18 protein-coding genes are annotated in these 15,738 nt (G+C 58.8%); 2 read left to right on the top strand and 16 right to left on the bottom strand.

The features are described from left to right. Positions 1–66: 66 nt before the first annotated feature. The 6 genes from rplT to aceA all read right to left on the bottom strand — a co-directional run bounded on the left by rplT (position 67) and on the right by aceA (position 5,668). Positions 67–426, bottom strand: a complete 360-nt coding sequence (rplT, locus tag ABWV89_RS03125) for a 50S ribosomal protein L20 (RefSeq protein WP_353394109.1) — start codon at positions 424–426, stop codon at positions 67–69. A 25-nt stretch (positions 427–451) separates the two neighbouring features. Next, on the bottom strand, positions 452–655 hold the full coding sequence (gene rpmI / locus ABWV89_RS03120; RefSeq protein ID WP_353394107.1) for a 50S ribosomal protein L35: 204 nt from the start codon (positions 653–655) through the stop codon (positions 452–454). Between the two features lie 173 nt (positions 656–828). Further along, positions 829–1,449 (bottom strand): translation initiation factor IF-3, encoded by a 621-nt coding sequence (infC, locus tag ABWV89_RS03115; RefSeq protein WP_353395146.1) that lies wholly within the window; start codon positions 1,447–1,449, stop codon positions 829–831. A gap of 145 nt (positions 1,450–1,594) precedes the next feature. Beyond that, on the bottom strand, positions 1,595–3,502 hold the full coding sequence (gene thrS / locus ABWV89_RS03110; RefSeq protein WP_353394105.1) for a threonine--tRNA ligase: 1,908 nt from the start codon (positions 3,500–3,502) through the stop codon (positions 1,595–1,597). Positions 3,503–3,739: 237 nt separating this feature from the next. Then, positions 3,740–4,117, bottom strand: a complete 378-nt coding sequence (locus ABWV89_RS03105; RefSeq protein WP_353394103.1) for a DUF4189 domain-containing protein — start codon at positions 4,115–4,117, stop codon at positions 3,740–3,742. A 231-nt stretch (positions 4,118–4,348) separates the two neighbouring features. Continuing rightward, on the bottom strand, positions 4,349–5,668 hold the full coding sequence (gene aceA / locus ABWV89_RS03100) for an isocitrate lyase (protein WP_353394101.1): 1,320 nt from the start codon (positions 5,666–5,668) through the stop codon (positions 4,349–4,351). A gap of 311 nt (positions 5,669–5,979) precedes the next feature. On the opposite strand from aceA, the gene ABWV89_RS03095 reads away from it, so the two are divergent. Beyond that, positions 5,980–6,924: a DMT family transporter gene (locus ABWV89_RS03095; protein WP_353394099.1), complete on the top strand. Its 945-nt coding sequence runs from the start codon at positions 5,980–5,982 to the stop codon at positions 6,922–6,924. A 26-nt stretch (positions 6,925–6,950) separates the two neighbouring features. On the opposite strand, the gene ABWV89_RS03090 is transcribed toward ABWV89_RS03095, so the two are convergent. After that, on the bottom strand, positions 6,951–7,622 hold the full coding sequence (locus ABWV89_RS03090) for a sulfite exporter TauE/SafE family protein (protein WP_353394097.1): 672 nt from the start codon (positions 7,620–7,622) through the stop codon (positions 6,951–6,953). A 52-nt stretch (positions 7,623–7,674) separates the two neighbouring features. Further along, positions 7,675–9,054, bottom strand: coding sequence for an oxygen-independent coproporphyrinogen III oxidase (hemN, locus tag ABWV89_RS03085; RefSeq protein ID WP_353394095.1), 1,380 nt, complete (start codon positions 9,052–9,054; stop codon positions 7,675–7,677). Between the two features lie 207 nt (positions 9,055–9,261). Here hemN and fnr point away from each other — a divergent pair, with 207 nt between their 5' ends. After that, positions 9,262–9,981, top strand: coding sequence for a fumarate/nitrate reduction transcriptional regulator Fnr (gene fnr / locus ABWV89_RS03080; RefSeq protein ID WP_353394093.1), 720 nt, complete (start codon positions 9,262–9,264; stop codon positions 9,979–9,981). Between the two features lie 27 nt (positions 9,982–10,008). On the opposite strand, the gene ABWV89_RS03075 is transcribed toward fnr, so the two are convergent. The 8 genes from ABWV89_RS03075 to ccoS all read right to left on the bottom strand — a co-directional run bounded on the left by ABWV89_RS03075 (position 10,009) and on the right by ccoS (position 15,701). After that, positions 10,009–10,320 carry a hypothetical protein gene (locus ABWV89_RS03075; protein WP_353394091.1) on the bottom strand — a complete coding sequence of 104 codons (312 nt, stop codon included), beginning with the start codon at positions 10,318–10,320 and terminating at the stop codon, positions 10,009–10,011. 83 nt (positions 10,321–10,403) lie between these two features. Next, positions 10,404–10,673 (bottom strand): nitrogen fixation protein FixH, encoded by a 270-nt coding sequence (locus ABWV89_RS03070; protein WP_353394089.1) that lies wholly within the window; start codon positions 10,671–10,673, stop codon positions 10,404–10,406. Between the two features lie 47 nt (positions 10,674–10,720). After that, complete coding sequence (gene ccoG / locus ABWV89_RS03065) at positions 10,721–12,097, bottom strand: cytochrome c oxidase accessory protein CcoG (protein WP_353395144.1); 1,377 nt, start codon at positions 12,095–12,097, stop codon at positions 10,721–10,723. A gap of 158 nt (positions 12,098–12,255) precedes the next feature. After that, entirely contained in the window at positions 12,256–13,167 is a 912-nt protein-coding gene (ccoP, locus tag ABWV89_RS03060; protein ID WP_353394087.1) for a cytochrome-c oxidase, cbb3-type subunit III, read from the bottom strand. A gap of 26 nt (positions 13,168–13,193) precedes the next feature. Next, positions 13,194–13,331, bottom strand: coding sequence for a cbb3-type cytochrome oxidase subunit 3 (locus ABWV89_RS03055; protein ID WP_353394085.1), 138 nt, complete (start codon positions 13,329–13,331; stop codon positions 13,194–13,196). Between the two features lie 12 nt (positions 13,332–13,343). Next, positions 13,344–14,033 carry a cytochrome-c oxidase, cbb3-type subunit II gene (gene ccoO / locus ABWV89_RS03050; protein ID WP_353394083.1) on the bottom strand — a complete coding sequence of 230 codons (690 nt, stop codon included), beginning with the start codon at positions 14,031–14,033 and terminating at the stop codon, positions 13,344–13,346. A 15-nt stretch (positions 14,034–14,048) separates the two neighbouring features. Next, positions 14,049–15,494: a cytochrome-c oxidase, cbb3-type subunit I gene (gene ccoN / locus ABWV89_RS03045; RefSeq protein WP_353394081.1), complete on the bottom strand. Its 1,446-nt coding sequence runs from the start codon at positions 15,492–15,494 to the stop codon at positions 14,049–14,051. 69 nt (positions 15,495–15,563) lie between these two features. Continuing rightward, complete coding sequence (ccoS, locus tag ABWV89_RS03040; RefSeq protein ID WP_353394079.1) at positions 15,564–15,701, bottom strand: cbb3-type cytochrome oxidase assembly protein CcoS; 138 nt, start codon at positions 15,699–15,701, stop codon at positions 15,564–15,566. Positions 15,702–15,738: the final 37 nt, after the last annotated feature.

Genomic DNA, 15,738 nt, shown 5'->3' with positions numbered 1-15,738 from the left:
CCCTCTCAAGCTTCAACCCCTTTGAGCGACTGGCAAGGCGCACATCTGCACGCCTTGCGTCGTGAATCAAGCGGCCAGCTTGGCTTTGACTTGCTCCACGATGCTGCCAAAAGCAGCCGGGTCGTTGACGGCCAGATCAGCCAGAACCTTACGGTCGATTTCGATCTGGGCCTTCTTCAGGCCATTGGCGAACTGGCTGTAGGTCAGACCACAAGCGCGAGCACCGGCGTTGATACGAGCGATCCACAACTGGCGGAACACGCGTTTCTTTGTACGGCGATCACGGTAGGCGTACTGACCAGCTTTCATCACCGCCTGTTTGGCGATGCGATAGACGTTACCGCGGCGGCCGCGGAAACCTTTGGCCAGAGCCAGAACTTTCTTGTGTCGGGCGCGAGCCGTGACACCACGTTTGACGCGAGGCATATGAGTTCTCCTTGTTCGTCAGTGATTACAGGCCAGCCATCGGCAGCATCTGTGCCATTTGTCCCATGTTGGACTCATGCACATTCACTGCACCACGCAGGTGACGCTTGTTCTTGGTGGTCTTCTTGGTCAGGATGTGACGTTTGAAGGCTTGACCGCGCTTGACGGTTCCACCTGGACGAACACGAAAACGCTTTTTCGCGCTGCTCTTCGTTTTCATTTTGGGCATTTAAATGCTCCTTCTTGATTTGTGCTCGTGAGGCGCCGCGAACCATCCGCGGACTTGAGGGCCCCGAGCCACTTTTAGACAGACCGCCCGAGAGCAGTCTGTACGGCAGCAGGCTTTCGCCATTTGCCTCGCGCCGACTGTTCGTGTTGCCACGAACAACCGGCTCGAACCGGTCATGTGGATGCTGTTTCCTGCGAAGCGTCAGCACTCTTGGCCGACTTGCCAGCGCCACCACCACCGCTCTTCTTGCGAGCCGGGGCGATCATCATCACCATCTGGCGGCCTTCGAGCTTGGGAAACTGCTCGATCAGCACCGTGTCTCCCAGCTCGTCGCGAATGCGGTTGAGCAATGCGAGGCCGAGTTCCTGGTGCGTGATCTCGCGACCACGGAAGCGAAGCGTGACCTTGCACTTGTCGCCGTCCTCAAGAAAGCGCCGGATGTTGCGCATCTTGATGTTGTAGTCACCTTCGTCCGTGCCCGGACGGAACTTGACTTCCTTGACGTCGATGGTCTTCTGCTTCGATTTGGCTTCCGCGGCCTTCTTCTGTTCCTGGTACTTGAACTTGCCGTAGTCCATCAATCGGCACACAGGCGGCGTCGCATTGGCAGCGATCTGGACAAGGTCAACATCCAGTTCGCCAGCCATGCGCAGGGCTTCCTGCAGACTGACAATACCCAGTGGTTCGTTCTCGGGGCCATTGAGGCGGACCTCAGGGGCCATGATTTCCCGGTTCAGGCGATGAGCACGCTCTTCACGTTGGCGGCGGTCGCGGAAATTGGTAGCGATGGTGATTCCCTCTTTGATTCAGAAACAGCAAACACACAAAAGGCCGCGAGCCTCCCACGGGAGGCCACAGCCTGTTGATTCAGGTTAAACGCCGGCAGTCACCCACCGACACGCGCCATTTCGGGATGAAGGTTGGGCCAGTCAACAGCGATCAACGCTTGTTGGTCCGGTCCGAAACCACCAGCTGGGTGAAGTCATCAAGAGACATCACACCCAGGTCCTGATTGCCCCTGGCACGCACAGCAACGCTGCCAGCCGCCTTCTCTTTGTCACCCACGACAAGGATGTAAGGCACCTTTTTCAGCGCATGCTCTCGTATTTTATACGTAATTTTCTCGTTGCGCAGGTCCAATTCAACCCTAAGCCCTTGATTTTGCAGCGATTTGGCCACTTCTTGGCAATATTCGGCCTGTGAATCGGTGATATTGAGCACCGAAACCTGCACTGGAGACAGCCAGACAGGCAGAGCACCAGCGTATTGCTCGATCAAAATACCAATGAATCGCTCCAGGCTGCCCACGATGGCACGGTGCAGCATGATGGGCCGGTGACGGGCACCATCCTCCCCCACAAACTCGGCGTCCAGCCGCTCTGGCAAGTTCGGGTCGACCTGGATCGTGCCGCACTGCCATTCGCGCCCCAGGGCGTCCTTGAGCGTGTATTCGATCTTAGGCCCGTAGAAAGCGCCCTCGCCTGGCAAGTAGGTGAACTCGCAACCTGATGCGCGCAGGCCCTCGGCCAGTGCCTCTTCGGCACGATCCCAGCTTTCTTCGGAGCCGATGCGCTTCTCGGGCCGCGTCGAGAGCTTGTAAATGATGTTCTCGAAGCCGAAATCCTTGTAGACCTGCTGCAGCAGTTTGGTGAACGAAGCCACTTCAGCCTGAATCTGGCCCTCGGTACAAAAAATATGCCCGTCGTCTTGCGTGAAGCCACGCACACGCATGATGCCGTGCAAACCACCAGAGGGTTCGTTGCGATGGCATTGCCCGAACTCACCATAGCGCAGCGGCAGGTCGCGGTAGCTCTTGATGCCCTGGTTGAAGATGAGAATGTGCCCCGGGCAGTTCATCGGCTTGAGCGCATAGTCGCGCTTTTCCGACTCCGTCACGAACATGTTCTCGCGGTACTTGTCCCAGTGGCCGGTTTTCTCCCACAGGTGCTTGTCCAGAATCTGTGGTCCCTTGACCTCCTGGTAGCCGTTTTCGCGGTACACGCGGCGCATGTACTGCTCCACCTCCTGCCACAGCGTCCAGCCCTTGGGGTGCCAGAACACGGTACCGGGCGAGTGTTCGTCCAGGTGGAACAGATCGAGCTCGCGGCCGAGCTTGCGGTGATCTCGCTTCTCTGCCTCTTCCAGCATGTGCAGATACTGCTTGAGCTCATCTTTGGACGCCCAGGCCGTACCGTAGATGCGCTGGAGCATCTCGTTGCGGTGGTCGCCACGCCAATAAGCGCCCGCCACCTTCATCAGTTTGAAGTGCTTGAGCTTGCCCGTGCTGGGCACGTGCGGGCCACGGCACAGGTCCTCAAAACCACCTTCGCGGTAGAGTGAAACATCTTCATTGGACGGAATGCTCGCAATGATCTCTGCCTTGTAGTTCTCGCCCAGGCCCTTGAAATACGACACAGCTTCGTCACGGGGCAGCACGCGGCGAACCACAGGCTCATCCTTGCCGGCCAGTTCGCTCATCTTCTTTTCGATGGCCGCCAGGTCTTCAGGCGTGAACGGGCGCTTGTAGGAAAAGTCGTAGTAGAAGCCGTTCTCGATCACCGGGCCAATGGTGACCTGGGCATCCGGAAACAGTTCCTTGACGGCATAGGCCAACAGGTGAGCCGTGGAGTGACGAATCAGCTCAAGGCCTTCCGGGTCCTTGGCGGTCACGATGGCGAGTTGCGCGTCACCTTCGATGAGAAAACTGGTGTCGACCAGATGGCCATCAACCTTGCCGCCAAGCGCAGCCTTTGCAAGACCGCTGCCAATGGATGCAGCGACATCAGCAACGGTGACAGAGGCGGGAAACTGGCGCTGTGAACCGTCTGGGAGCGTGATGTTGATCATGACTGTTGTGAGTGAAGCAGAAACAAAAAACGCGGCCTGGGCCGCGCTGTATCAAGATTTGAAAAGCCAATCAATGCAGGCGCGACACAGCCGACCCGTGAGGGGTCTCGATCCAGGTTGCCGTAGTTCGCGGTGTCATAACCCGTGCTGCCTTTCTCGCTCTTGATGGGTTCTTGAAAACCGTCATTGTCCCACATTCGCCGCGCAGCGGCGAACGGGGCAACTCCAGCAGCGTCTTCAGCCCAGACAGACTGCGGGCAGGTCTTCCAGAACTTCGCAGTCCACCCCGCCCTTGCCCTCGCAGGAGCGCGTGGCCTTTTCAATGGCATCGGACTTGTTGTCGTCGGCACCGACGCCCCACTGGCCGTTGGAGGAAGCGACAAATGCGCCACAGGTGTCTTCACCATCGAACTGCAACACCAGAGCGCAGCCAGTTCCACACTTGCTCATCGCTGCATTGGCGGCTTCCACGGAAGTTTCGTAGTTGTATGCACCGGCTGCGACGCCGGTGTCCGAGCTGTAGGCAATGGCACCATACAGGTCATCATTGCCACCACATGCACTCAGTGCCGCCGTTGCCGCGACCAGGGTCGCCACACGAATCCAACGCGTCATCTTTGCCATTCTTCGTATCCCCAACTTTGATTCAACACAATGAATCATTGTACGGCGGCATTTCAGCAGCCATAACTGCCACCCTGCCAGACCGTTGTCACCGGAAGCAGCGCCTGACACAAACAAGAAGACAAACAAAAAGCCTCGAAGCGAAATCGCCTCGAGGCTGTCTCCTCTTCCCTGCAGGTCATGCAGGAGTGGGGCATCAGCTGACCGACGCCCCTTCCATCATCAATGGAACTGTTCTTCTTCGGTAGAGCCGGCCAGGGCCTTCACGGAGGAAGAGCCGCCCTGGATCACGGTGGTCACGTCGTCGAAGTAACCAGCGCCAACTTCCTGCTGGTGCGACACGAAGGTGTAGCCCTTCTCGCGAGCAGCGAATTCTGGCTCCTGCACCATCTCGGTGTAGTGCTTCATGCCCTCGCCACGAGCGTAGGCGTGCGCAAACTGGAACGTGTTGTACCAGTTGACGTGGATACCGGCCAGCGTGATGAACTGGTACTTGTAGCCCAGCGCAGCCAGGTCTTCCTGGAAGCTGGCAATTTGCTTGTCGTCCAGGTTCTTCTTCCAGTTGAAAGATGGCGAGCAGTTGTAGGACAGCAGCTTGCCTGGGCAGGCAGCGTGAACAGCCTGAGCGAATTCACGGGCAAAGCCAATATCTGGCACACCGGTCTCGCACCACACGAGGTCAGCGTAAGGTGCGTATGCAACACCGCGGGAGATGGATTGCTCCAGGCCGTTCTTGACGCGGTAGAAACCTTCCTGGGTGCGCTCACCGGTCAGGAATGGCTTGTCATTCTCATCGTAGTCGCTGGTGATCAGGTTGGCAGCTTCTGCGTCGGTACGGGCCAGAACGATGGTGGGCACGCCCATCACGTCGGCGGCGAAACGGGCAGCGATCAGCTTCTCGCAGGCTTCACGGGTAGGCACCAGGACTTTGCCGCCCATGTGGCCACACTTCTTCACAGCAGCGAGCTGATCTTCGAAGTGAACGCCGGCAGCACCAGCGCCAATCATGTTCTTCATCAGTTCGAAAGCGTTGAGAACGCCACCGAAACCGGCTTCAGCGTCAGCAACGATCGGCAGGAAGTAGTCGACAAACTCGGCGTCACCAGGATTCACACCCTTGGCCCACTGAATTTCGTCAGCGCGCTTGAAGGTGTTGTTGATGCGGCGAACCATGGTTGGCACGGAGTCGTAGGCGTACAGCGACTGGTCGGGGTACATGGTTTCCGACGTGTTGCCGTCTGCGGCAACCTGCCAGCCAGACAGGTACACGGCTTCGAGGCCAGCCTTGGCTTGCTGCATGGCCTGACCGGCAGTGATGGCGCCGAACGCGTTCACGTAGCCCTTCTTGGCACCACCGTTGACCTTTTCCCACAGCTTCTCGGCACCACGCTTGGCGAGCGTGTACTCGGGCTGCAGGCTGCCGCGCAGGCGGACGACGTCCTCGGCGCTGTAGCCACGCTTGACGTTCTTCCAACGTGGGTTCTCTGCCCAGTCTTTCTTCAGGGCTTCGATTTGCTGTTCGCGGGTCAGTTGTTGAGACATGAAATGGCTCTCCGGTAGTTGAATGAAAAGGACAATCGACTCAGGGATGGCATCCAGGCCATCCGATGACAAGACTTTAAGTCTTATAGAAGACTTTGTGAAGCTCTTATGTCTTATATAAGAGAAATATTTTCACATTGAAAATCATAGACTTAAATGGACATTTCTCAATGTGAATTAATCTTTCTTGTATTGAGAAAATATTTCGCACCGCAGCATTGTTGATTTTCATATATCGAAAATATATTCTTGTCATACAAAACCAAACCGTCTGCGTGTCCACCCAATATGCGGCATGATCGCCCACTGTGATGACAGCCTCCACCACCAGCCCCACCCACCTCCATCAGCCACCCTGGTGGGCCTATGGCGCACTCGGGCTGAGCATGTCGCTGGTCGGCAGCTATGTGGCCCTTTCCAAGCCTCTGCTGGTGGTGTTCCCGGTGTTTCTGCTTGCCTGGCTCCGCTTCGGCATCGGCGCCCTGGCCATGGCGCGCTGGATCAAGCGGCCGGAGCACGAGCCCACTCTGGAAAGGCGCGAGCGACAGCTGCTGTTCCTGCAGTCATTTCTCGGCAATTTCCTGTTCTCGACCTTCATGCTCTTTGGCGTGGCCATGACATCTGCCGTTACTGCCGGCCTGATCATGTCCGCCCTACCCGGCGTTGTCGCCATTCTCAGCAGGACTTTTCTGAAGGAACAGTTGCAGCGTCAGACCATAGCGGCGATTGCGCTCTCCGCCATGGGCATCGGCCTGTTTGCCTACGGGCGCCAGGAGCCGGCTCATGCAGATGCCTTTCAAGCGCATTGGCTCGGCCCGCTGCTTGTTTTCGCTGCTGTCGTGTGCGAAGCCTCCTACGTGGTCATTGGCAAACGCCTGACGGCTCGCATTTCCCCTCGCCGCATCTCAGCCATCATCAATCTCTGGGGCTTGCTGCTTGTCACGCCCATGGGCCTGTACGCCGCATGGCATTTCGACTTTGGCACGGTGGCCGCGCCACTTTGGCTGCTGGTCCTGTTCTACGGCATGGCGGCGAGCGTCTGGACGGTGTGGCTCTGGATGAAAGGCCTGCAGCATGTACCGGCCGCCAGGGCGGGTGTCTTCACCGTGATGCTGCCCGTCTCGGCGGCGGCCATTGGTGTCCTGCTTCTGGGTGAGCGCCCCAGCCTGCCTCAGTGGGTGGCCTTCGGGCTGGCCATGCTTGGCCTCTGGGTGGCTACCCGCAAGACACGCAACCCTCTGGCGGCCCCATTGTGATGAAACGACTCAACGGCCTTGAGCCTTCAGGCGCACCACAGACCCGTAGGCTGAGTGATGCCCATCCATAAAGCCCACCCAGAGGCGCCTGCCAGGGCCAGCCCTGCCAGCCGGATGGCCCAGGCGCCTGAGCGCCCTCCCCTGAGTTTGAGCAGGAGCCAGGGCCCGGCTGTCAGGGACACTGCCGTGCCCGCAGCAAACAGAGCCATGATGCCGGCCCCTTGAAACGCGTCTGCCGACAAGGATGCCATCAACAAGGCTGAGTACAGCAGGCCGCAGGGCATCAAGGCCCAAGCAGCGCCCAGCACAATGGGCGCGCCTGCCCCCATCCGGGTGAGCACCGGCCGTGCTTTGCGCCAGATGCTCTGCCCGAGGTCATCGATCCAGCCAGGTTGGCGCCCTCGAATCAGCAGCGCCAGTCCCAAGGCCAGCGCAGCGACATGGAAAGTGGTCCAGACGGGTCGGACAACAGCGGTATTCTGACCAAGCCAGGCAAGCCCTTGCACGGAGCCTGCAGCCAATGCACCCAGCAAGGCGTAGCCCGCCACCCGGCTGAGCTGGAAAAGCCACAGTGCCTGGGTGCTGCGCTCCCCTGCTGCATGGCCAATGCCAGCACAAGCAGCGCCGCACATGGCCACGCAATGGGGTCCTCCCACCAGGCCCATGAAAAGCGCCGTCATGGCCATCGAAGTTTGCATAGCTGGACTGTATCAGCGCGGCGGGCCCGCTAGGGGCCATCGCCCGGCGGGCTCAGATGATCTTGGAGAAGCGTGCCCGGTCCAGATCGGTCTGGATGTACTTGTCGAACACCATGGCGATGGCTCTGACCAGGTACCAGCCCTGGGCGGTCACGCGGATGCTGCTGTCATCCACTTCGACAAGACCATTGGCTTCAAAATCGGCCAGCGATTCGATTTCGCGCGCAAAGTAGGACTTGAAATCGATGAGATGCCCCAGTTCGATCGACTCAAACTGCACCTCACCCTGGCACATCACAGACATGATCACTGAGCGGCGCAGCAAGTCGTCACGGGTCAGTGCAAGGCCACGCACAATGGGAAGTCGCCCCTGGTTGAGCGCGTCGTAGTACTCATCGAGCGTTTTGGCGTTCTGGCTGTAGGTCGCACCAATGCGCCCAATGGCCGATACGCCCAGTGCAATCAGATCACAATCCGGCTGCGTGCTGTAGCCCTGAAAATTGCGGTGCAGGCGTCCCTGCCTTTTTGCCACGGCCAGCGCATCGCTTGGCAGCGCGAAATGGTCCATCCCGACATACACGTAGCCGGCTTCGCTCATGGCGTCGAGCGATCTGGACAGCATGGTGAGCTTGTCTGCAGGACTGGGCAGCTCAGCGGCGGCAATCCGGCGCTGGGGTTTGAATCGAGCCGGCAGATGAGCGTACGCGTACAAGGCCACCCTGTCGGGCCGCAGATCGTTGAGCTGGGACAGCGTTCGTGCAAAACTCTCCGGCGTTTGCAGCGGCAGGCCGTAGATCAGGTCGACGTTGACGGATTCGAAGCCGATTTCACGCGCCGCCTTGACCAGATCGAACACCTGCTCGGCCGGCTGCACGCGGTGCACGGCTTTCTGAACCGCAGGATCAAAATCCTGCACACCAAAGCTCAGGCGATTGAACCCGAGCCGGGCAAGTGTTTGCAGCCTCTGGTCGGTCACTGTGCGCGGATCAACCTCCACCGAATACTCGCCGCCAGGCACCAGGGTGAAGTTCCGGCGGATCATTGACATCAGGTCTTCGAGCTCCTCGTCCGAGAGGAAGGTCGGCGTACCGCCGCCCAGATGGAGCTGCGATACGTTGTGCCCCTTGCCAAAGTGCTGAACCTGCAACTCGACTTCACGCGACAGGTAACGCAGATACTCGGCAGCCTTGTCGTGGTGCTTGGTAATGACCTTGTTGCAGGCGCAGTAGTAGCAGACCGACTCGCAAAACGGAATATGCACGTACAGGGACAAAGGCAGGGCCATGGACCCGGCGCGCCGCTGCTCCAGCGCCTGGATGTAGTCGCCTTCTGTAAAGGCTTCCACAAACCTGTCTGCTGTGGGGTAGGACGTGTAACGAGGCCCTGGAACGTCAAAACGCTTGAGCAAATCGTCGGAAATCGCGTGGCTCACTGAGAATTCTCCATTGATGGCATGGCACTTTGCCTCAATGTGAGAACGATCCCATTGATCTTCATCAAGCCCTGCGACCTTCCCCGGGTTTGCCCTGACTGACATTGGATGAGGTGCAAAGGCCGTGAGAGCGGTTTCCAGACAGGGGGATTGCAGCCGCCAATGTGTCTTTGGGTTAAGCTTGCCACCTCAACGATGAATATACGTATGGACGGAACCAGCATCAAAGTCGCCTGTTCGAGCTGCAACCTTCGCGAGCTCTGCTTGCCCATGGGCCTCAACGAAGAGGAAATGACCAAGCTCGACAGCGTGATCACCACACGCAAGCGGATCAAGCGGGGCCAGTCCCTGTTCAGCGTGGGGGACAAGTTCACTTCCTTGTACGCGGTCCGCTCCGGCTTTTTCAAAACCTGCGTCACCAGCGCCGATGGACGCGACCAGGTGACCGGTTTTCAAATGACGGGCGAGATCATCGGCCTCGATGGCATCGTCAGCGACCGCCATTCCTGCGATGCCGTGGCACTTGAAGATGCTGAAGTCTGCGTGATGCCTTTCGACCAGGTGGAAGAGCTTTCACGTGAGTTCACGACGCTGCAGCACCACGTGCACAAGATCATGAGTCGCGAAATCGTGCGTGACCACAGCGTCATGCTGCTTCTGGGTAGCATGCGCGCCGAAGAGCGGCTGGCGGCGTTCTTGCTCAACCTGGTCCAGCGCCTGCACGCCCGGGGCTTCTCGCAATCAGAGCTCATTCTTCGCATGACGAGAGAAGAGATCGGCAGCTATCTGGGCATGAAGCTCGAGACAGTGAGCCGCACCTTTTCCAAGTTCGTGGACGAAGGCATCATCGACGTCAAACAGCGCTACGTCCACATCAAGGACACGGACGGCCTCAAACAGATCGTCAACCCGCAGCAGTGCTCCTGAAATGGCTTGCGTCGGGCTGACCAGTCGTCAGCCGCAGCTGCTGCAGTCCCCTGCCCCGCCGTTCTTCACGCAATTCCGAGGTCGCTCGTCCGCAGGCACTGGGCAGCGATTCACTTCAAACGGAGACATGGCCAGCAAGGTCGTCAGGGCACTCGAAGCCATGGTGATGGCCCAGAACACAAAAAAGCCGATCGTGTAGACGGCTTGCCGCGACAGCTCGAGCGGCTCACCAAACCACTGCAGATCACTGGGATCCACCATGGCAAACACCAGAATCTCCAGTACACCCGCCACGAGGAATGCTGGCCAGGCGATCCACATCCAACGTTGCGCTTTCATGTGTGTGTCTCCTCAGATCCGTGTGAAATGGTCGTGCCAGGTTCGGAGGCCTCAAGGTGCGAGCCCCAGGACCTGCACCTTGGTCATTGACTGTCTTGCCCGGCACTCTTGCCGGCAGGCGCAACTGTCGGTGAGGCCGCATGGTTGCGCGCCTGATGGGCCGGCACCATGTTGGCAGTACCGGCTTCCGTGCGATCCAGCACGGGGTCAGGGTTGCTGGCCGCAATGATGACGGTGGTCACGCCGGCGATCACGGCAGCGGCAGGGCCGCCAACAACCAGCCACATGATGGGTTCCTTCCACCAAGGGCGCGGCGTGCTGGCTGGCACAGGGGTAGTTGATTGGGAAGGCATGTTCAGGACTCCGGAAGACATATGCTGGGTCACTCCAATGAAACAGTTTAGCGGGGAACCAGGAAGGCAGCCTTTTCAACGACCTCGTCCGGATCATCACCAGAGGCGGCCCGAACAGTGAAGCGAATCGGGTGAGAACCCGGCTCTGCCGTATTGGGCGGAATCTGCACCCGAACGGCCACCGCGCGAGCTTCCGTTGGCTGAACTTCGATTTCATTCCCGGAGGCAATCATGATGTCCGGCAGGCCCTCCACCGACACCACGTAGTTCTGTGCGGTCTCCGTGGCATTCATCACCTGCAGACGGAACACGTTTTCAATCCGCCCTCGCTCGACCATGCGCGCCAGCGCGCCCCGGTCCCGGATCACGTTGACCTTGAGGGGGGTGCGCACAAACAGTCCGATCACAATGGCTGCCGTGATGGCCATCAGGATGGACGTGTACACAAGAACGCGAGGCCGGAAGGCATGCTTGACCATCTCCTGGGTGGTCCAGCCTTTGGCGACACCGTTTTCGGTGGCATAGCGAACCAGCCCGCGCGGATACCCGACCTTGTCCATCACCTCGTTGCACACGTCAATGCAGGCTCCGCAACCGATGCACTCATATTGCAGGCCATTGCGAATATCGATACCCGTCGGACAGACTTGCACACACAAGGTGCAATCGACGCAAGCGCCCAGACCCAGCTCCTTGGGATCGGCCTTTTTCGACCGTGGACCTCTCGGTTCTCCACGGGCAGCATCGTAAGTCACGATCATGGTGTCCTTGTCGAACATCGCGCTCTGGAAGCGTGCGTAAGGACACATGTATTTGCAAACCTGCTCGCGCATCCAGCCAGCATTGCCATAGGTGGCAAAACCGTAGAAGAAGATCCAGAAGGTTTGCCAGGGACCGAGCGCGCCAGCGACGGAAAGACTGGCCAACTCTCGAATCGGGGTGAAGTAGCCGACGAAAGTGAAACCTGTCCACAATGCAAACAGGATCCACAACGCGTGCTTGAGCCACTTCTTGCCTGCCTTGCCAGCTGAGAGGTCGGACTTGTCCAGTCGCATGCGCGCCGAACGATCACCCTCCACCTTCTTCTCGATCCAGAGAAAGATCTCGGTGTAGACGGTCTGTGGGCAAGCGTAGCCGCACCAAAGGCGCCCCGCCACTGCCGTGAACAGGAACAAGGCCAGTGCAGAAATGACCAGCAGGCCTGTCAGGAAGATGAAGTCCTGCGGGTACAGAACCACACCAAAGAGATAAAACCGCCGGGCTTCCAGATCAAACAGGACTGCCTGGCGGGCATTCCACTCCAGCCAGGGCAGGCCATAGAACAGAAGCTGCGTTGCCCAAACCAGCAACCATCGCCACTTCGAGAAGAACCCGAACACTGCCCGGGGATAGATCTTCTTGCGCGAGGCGTACAACGACACCATGACTTCGTCGTCTGCGGGCACCCCTTTGGGCACATCAGCGAGATCGGTGGTCTTGTCCGCGTTGGCAGTTGGATTGGCGTTGGTCACGTTGGAACTCTCGGGAGTATCTGGACGGATATCAAAAAAGCCCGGGGATGGCCCCGGGCTTGGTGCCAGTATCAGTTGGCCGATGGACTGTTCGACAGACCCCAGACATAGGCGCCGAGCACCTTGATCTGAGACTCGTTGAGCAGAGCAGCCTGAGGCGGCATGTTGTTGTTGAAACCGTCGGTGATGGCCCGAACAACCGCATCCTCGCCCCAGCCATGGAGCCAGGTGTCATCGGTCAGGTTGGGAGCACCCACCGCCTGCATGCCCTTGCCGTCCATGCCGTGGCAGGCAGCGCAGGCGGCAAACTTGGCCTTGCCGGCAGTTGCAGCGACTTCGTCGTGCGGGCTTCCAGAGAGGCTGAGCACGTAGTTGGCCACGTTGCGAACGTCGTCCGCAGTGCCCAGGGCTGCGGCCATGGGAGGCATGACGCCGGTGCGACCGTTGGCAATGGTCGCCTGAATGTAATCAGCACCTTCGCCGCCCAGCCAGTCACCATCGGCGAGGTTGGGGAAGCTCTTGCTGCCGCGAGCATCGGAGCCATGGCACTGGGCGCAGTAATTCAGGAACAGGCGCTCACCGATGGCCTGGGCCTGTGCATCTCCTGCGATCTGCTCAGGCGTCATGCCGTCGAACTTGGCGTAGATGGGAGCGATGTTCTCTTCCATCTTCGTCACTTCAGTGGCGTGCTGCCCAGCCGAGGACCAGCCCAGGGCGCCGGCGAACTTGCCGAACATGGGGTACATCGCACCATAGACCAGTGCAAAAACCACGGTAATGATGAACAGATAGACCCACCACTTGGGCAGCGGGTTGTTCATCTCTTGCAGGTCGCCGTCCCAAACGTGGCCAGTGGTGTTGTCGGCAGCCGGCTTGACTTTTGCCGTGCCGCTTACCCACAGCAAGACCGCGCAGGCGAGGATGCTGACCAGGCTGGCGAGCATGACGAACCAATGCCAGAAATCGCTAGTGAAATCGCTCATGATATTTCTCTCGTAGTTGTCGCGTCTCAGTCTTCATTGAAGGGCAGCTGTGCTGCCTCATCAAATGCCGCCTGATTGCGCTTCGACCATGCCCAGATCACGATACCCACAAATGTCAGCAGGCTGACCGTGGTGACGATGCTCCGAAGATCATTGATATCCATGGTCGTTGTCCTTTAGTTGCTGGCTGCGGGTGCAGCATCTGCTGCAGCGGTTTTTTCCTGGGCCGCCAGAGTGGATGCGCTGCGCGCAGTACCCAGAACCTGCAGGTAGGCGATCAGTGCGTCGAGCTCTGTCTTGCCCTTGGCGGCCTCCGTCGCACCGGCGATTTCTTCATCGGTATAGGGGGCACCCAGCGTGCGCAGGGCTTCCATGTGCTTGGGCAGGCTCTCGGCGTCCACGTTGCGACCAGCCAGCCAGGGGTAAGCCGGCATGTTGGACTCAGGGACCACATCGCGTGGGTTGTTCAGGTGAACGCGGTGCCACTCGTCAGAGTAGCGCCCACCCACACGGGCCAGATCAGGACCGGTACGCTTGGAACCCCACTGAAAGGGGTGGTCGTACACGAACTCGCCAGCCACGGAGTAAGGACCGTAGCGGAGGGTTTCCGCCTGGAAGGGACGAATCATCTGCGAGTGGCAGTTGTAGCAACCTTCACGCACATAGATGTCCCGGCCTGCCACCTGCAGCGCCGTGTAGGGCTTGAGGCCCTCGATAGGCTGGGTGGTGGATTTCTGGAAGAACAGCGGAACGATTTCCACGATGCCGCCGATGGCAACCACCAGGGTCACCAGGACAATCATCAGGAAGTTGCTGGTCTCGATACGCTCGTGCGTAAAGCCTTTTGGTGTCGAATGATCAGACATTGTTGTTCTCCTTCTTTAAGCCTGTGCTGCGCTGGGAGCGGGAATACGCACCGGCTCAGCTCGGCCTTGCAGTGCTGTCATGATCACGTTCCAGAGCATGAGCACCATGCCGCCGAGGTACAGCAAACCACCAAGCAGGCGAATCACGTAGAACGGGAAAGTGGCTTTCACGGACTCGACGAAGGTGTAGGTAAGGCTGCCATCGGGGTTGATGGAGCGCCACATCAGGCCTTGCATCACACCGGCGATCCACATCGCAGCGATGTACAGCACGATACCGATGGTGGCCACCCAGAAGTGCAGTTCAATGGCGGGCACGGAGTACATCTTCTTCTGACCGAACAGGCGAGGAATCAGGTAGTACAGGGAGCCCATGGACACCAGGCCCACCCAGCCCAGGGCACCAGAGTGCACGTGACCAACGGTCCAGTCGGTGTAGTGAGACAGGGCGTTCACCGTCTTGATGGACATCATCGGGCCTTCGAAGGTCGACATGCCGTAGAAAGACAGGGAAACAATCAGGAAGCGCAGGATGGGGTCATCACGCAGCTTGTGCCATGCACCGGAGAGGGTCATGATGCCGTTGATCATGCCGCCCCAGCTGGGAGCCAGCAGGATGAGCGAGAAGACCATGCCGATGGACTGGGTCCAGTCTGGCAGCGCGGTGTAGTGAAGGTGGTGAGGACCTGCCCACATGTAAGTGAAGATCAGGGCCCAGAAGTGCACGATCGACAGGCGATACGAGTACACGGGGCGCTCGGCCTGCTTGGGGATGAAGTAATACATCATGCCCAGGAAGGCTGCAGTCAGGAAGAAGCCCACCGCATTGTGGCCGTACCACCATTGCACCATGGCATCCTGAACGCCGGCGTAGGCCGAGTAGGACTTCCATGCGCTCACTGGCAGCTCAGCGCTGTTCACGATGTGCAGCAGGGCCACGGCGATGATGAAGGCACCGAAGAACCAGTTGGCCACATAGATGTGACGAACCTTGCGGATGCCGATGGTGCCGAAGAACACGATGGCATAGGCCACCCAGGTGACGGTGATCAGCAAGTCGATCGGCCACTCGAGTTCAGCGTATTCCTTACCGGTCGTGATCCCCAGCGGCAGCGTGATCACCGCGCCGACGATGGCAAGGTTCCAGCCGATGAAGGTGAACCAGGCCAGCGAGTTCAGGAACAGTTTTGTATGACAGGTGCGTTGCACCACGTAGTAGCTGGTGGCGAACAAAACGCTACCACCGAACGCAAAGATCACCGCATTGGTATGCAGCGGTCGCAGACGACCGTAAGTGATCCACTCAATGCCCATGTTCAACTCGGGCCAAGTCAGCTGAGCAGCGATGATCACGCCCACCAGCATGCCAACCACGCCGTACACGACGGACGCAATGGCAAACCAGCGAACAACGCTGTCGTTATAGACCGCCGAACTGTCGGTCTTTGTTATGCCGGACATACAGAACTCCTCATAAATGTCACCGCTTTGAAGTGTCTCCAGAGTGCCCCTGAGGCGCCTTGACTTAAGTCAATCGCTCTTCAGAATGCGCTCCCCCTCTCGCTCCACGTTGTCGAACTGGCCGGATTGAAGCGCCCACCAGAAGACCCCGATGATCAAAAAGACAAGCAGCAAAGACAGAGGGATCAACAAGAAAAGAATGTCCATGTCATGACTCCTGAAAGACAGTTAAATCGTTTCGGCC

Origin of the sequence: Hydrogenophaga sp. 5NK40-0174 (assembly GCF_040372165.1) — a bacterium.
Taxonomy (GTDB): Bacteria; Pseudomonadota; Gammaproteobacteria; order Burkholderiales; family Burkholderiaceae_C; genus Hydrogenophaga.
The sequence above is the reverse complement of the archived record's forward strand: the minus strand, read 5'-3'. Positions and strand labels throughout refer to the sequence as shown.

Coding starts and splice junctions, on each gene's coding strand:
- rplT (WP_353394109.1), bottom strand. CDS start 426: ATGCCTCGCGTCAAACGTGGTGTCACGGCTCGCGCCCGACACAAGAAA.
- rpmI (WP_353394107.1), bottom strand. CDS start 655: ATGCCCAAAATGAAAACGAAGAGCAGCGCGAAAAAGCGTTTTCGTGTT.
- thrS (WP_353394105.1), bottom strand. CDS start 3,502: ATGATCAACATCACGCTCCCAGACGGTTCACAGCGCCAGTTTCCCGCC.
- ABWV89_RS03105 (WP_353394103.1), bottom strand. CDS start 4,117: ATGACGCGTTGGATTCGTGTGGCGACCCTGGTCGCGGCAACGGCGGCA.
- aceA (WP_353394101.1), bottom strand. CDS start 5,668: ATGTCTCAACAACTGACCCGCGAACAGCAAATCGAAGCCCTGAAGAAA.
- ABWV89_RS03095 (WP_353394099.1), top strand. CDS start 5,980: ATGACAGCCTCCACCACCAGCCCCACCCACCTCCATCAGCCACCCTGG.
- ABWV89_RS03090 (WP_353394097.1), bottom strand. CDS start 7,622: ATGCAAACTTCGATGGCCATGACGGCGCTTTTCATGGGCCTGGTGGGA.
- fnr (WP_353394093.1), top strand. CDS start 9,262: ATGGACGGAACCAGCATCAAAGTCGCCTGTTCGAGCTGCAACCTTCGC.
- ABWV89_RS03075 (WP_353394091.1), bottom strand. CDS start 10,320: ATGAAAGCGCAACGTTGGATGTGGATCGCCTGGCCAGCATTCCTCGTG.
- ABWV89_RS03070 (WP_353394089.1), bottom strand. CDS start 10,673: ATGCCTTCCCAATCAACTACCCCTGTGCCAGCCAGCACGCCGCGCCCT.
- ccoG (WP_353395144.1), bottom strand. CDS start 12,097: ATGGTGTCGTTGTACGCCTCGCGCAAGAAGATCTATCCCCGGGCAGTG.
- ccoP (WP_353394087.1), bottom strand. CDS start 13,167: ATGAGCGATTTCACTAGCGATTTCTGGCATTGGTTCGTCATGCTCGCC.
- ABWV89_RS03055 (WP_353394085.1), bottom strand. CDS start 13,331: ATGGATATCAATGATCTTCGGAGCATCGTCACCACGGTCAGCCTGCTG.
- ccoO (WP_353394083.1), bottom strand. CDS start 14,033: ATGTCTGATCATTCGACACCAAAAGGCTTTACGCACGAGCGTATCGAG.
- ccoN (WP_353394081.1), bottom strand. CDS start 15,494: ATGTCCGGCATAACAAAGACCGACAGTTCGGCGGTCTATAACGACAGC.
- ccoS (WP_353394079.1), bottom strand. CDS start 15,701: ATGGACATTCTTTTCTTGTTGATCCCTCTGTCTTTGCTGCTTGTCTTT.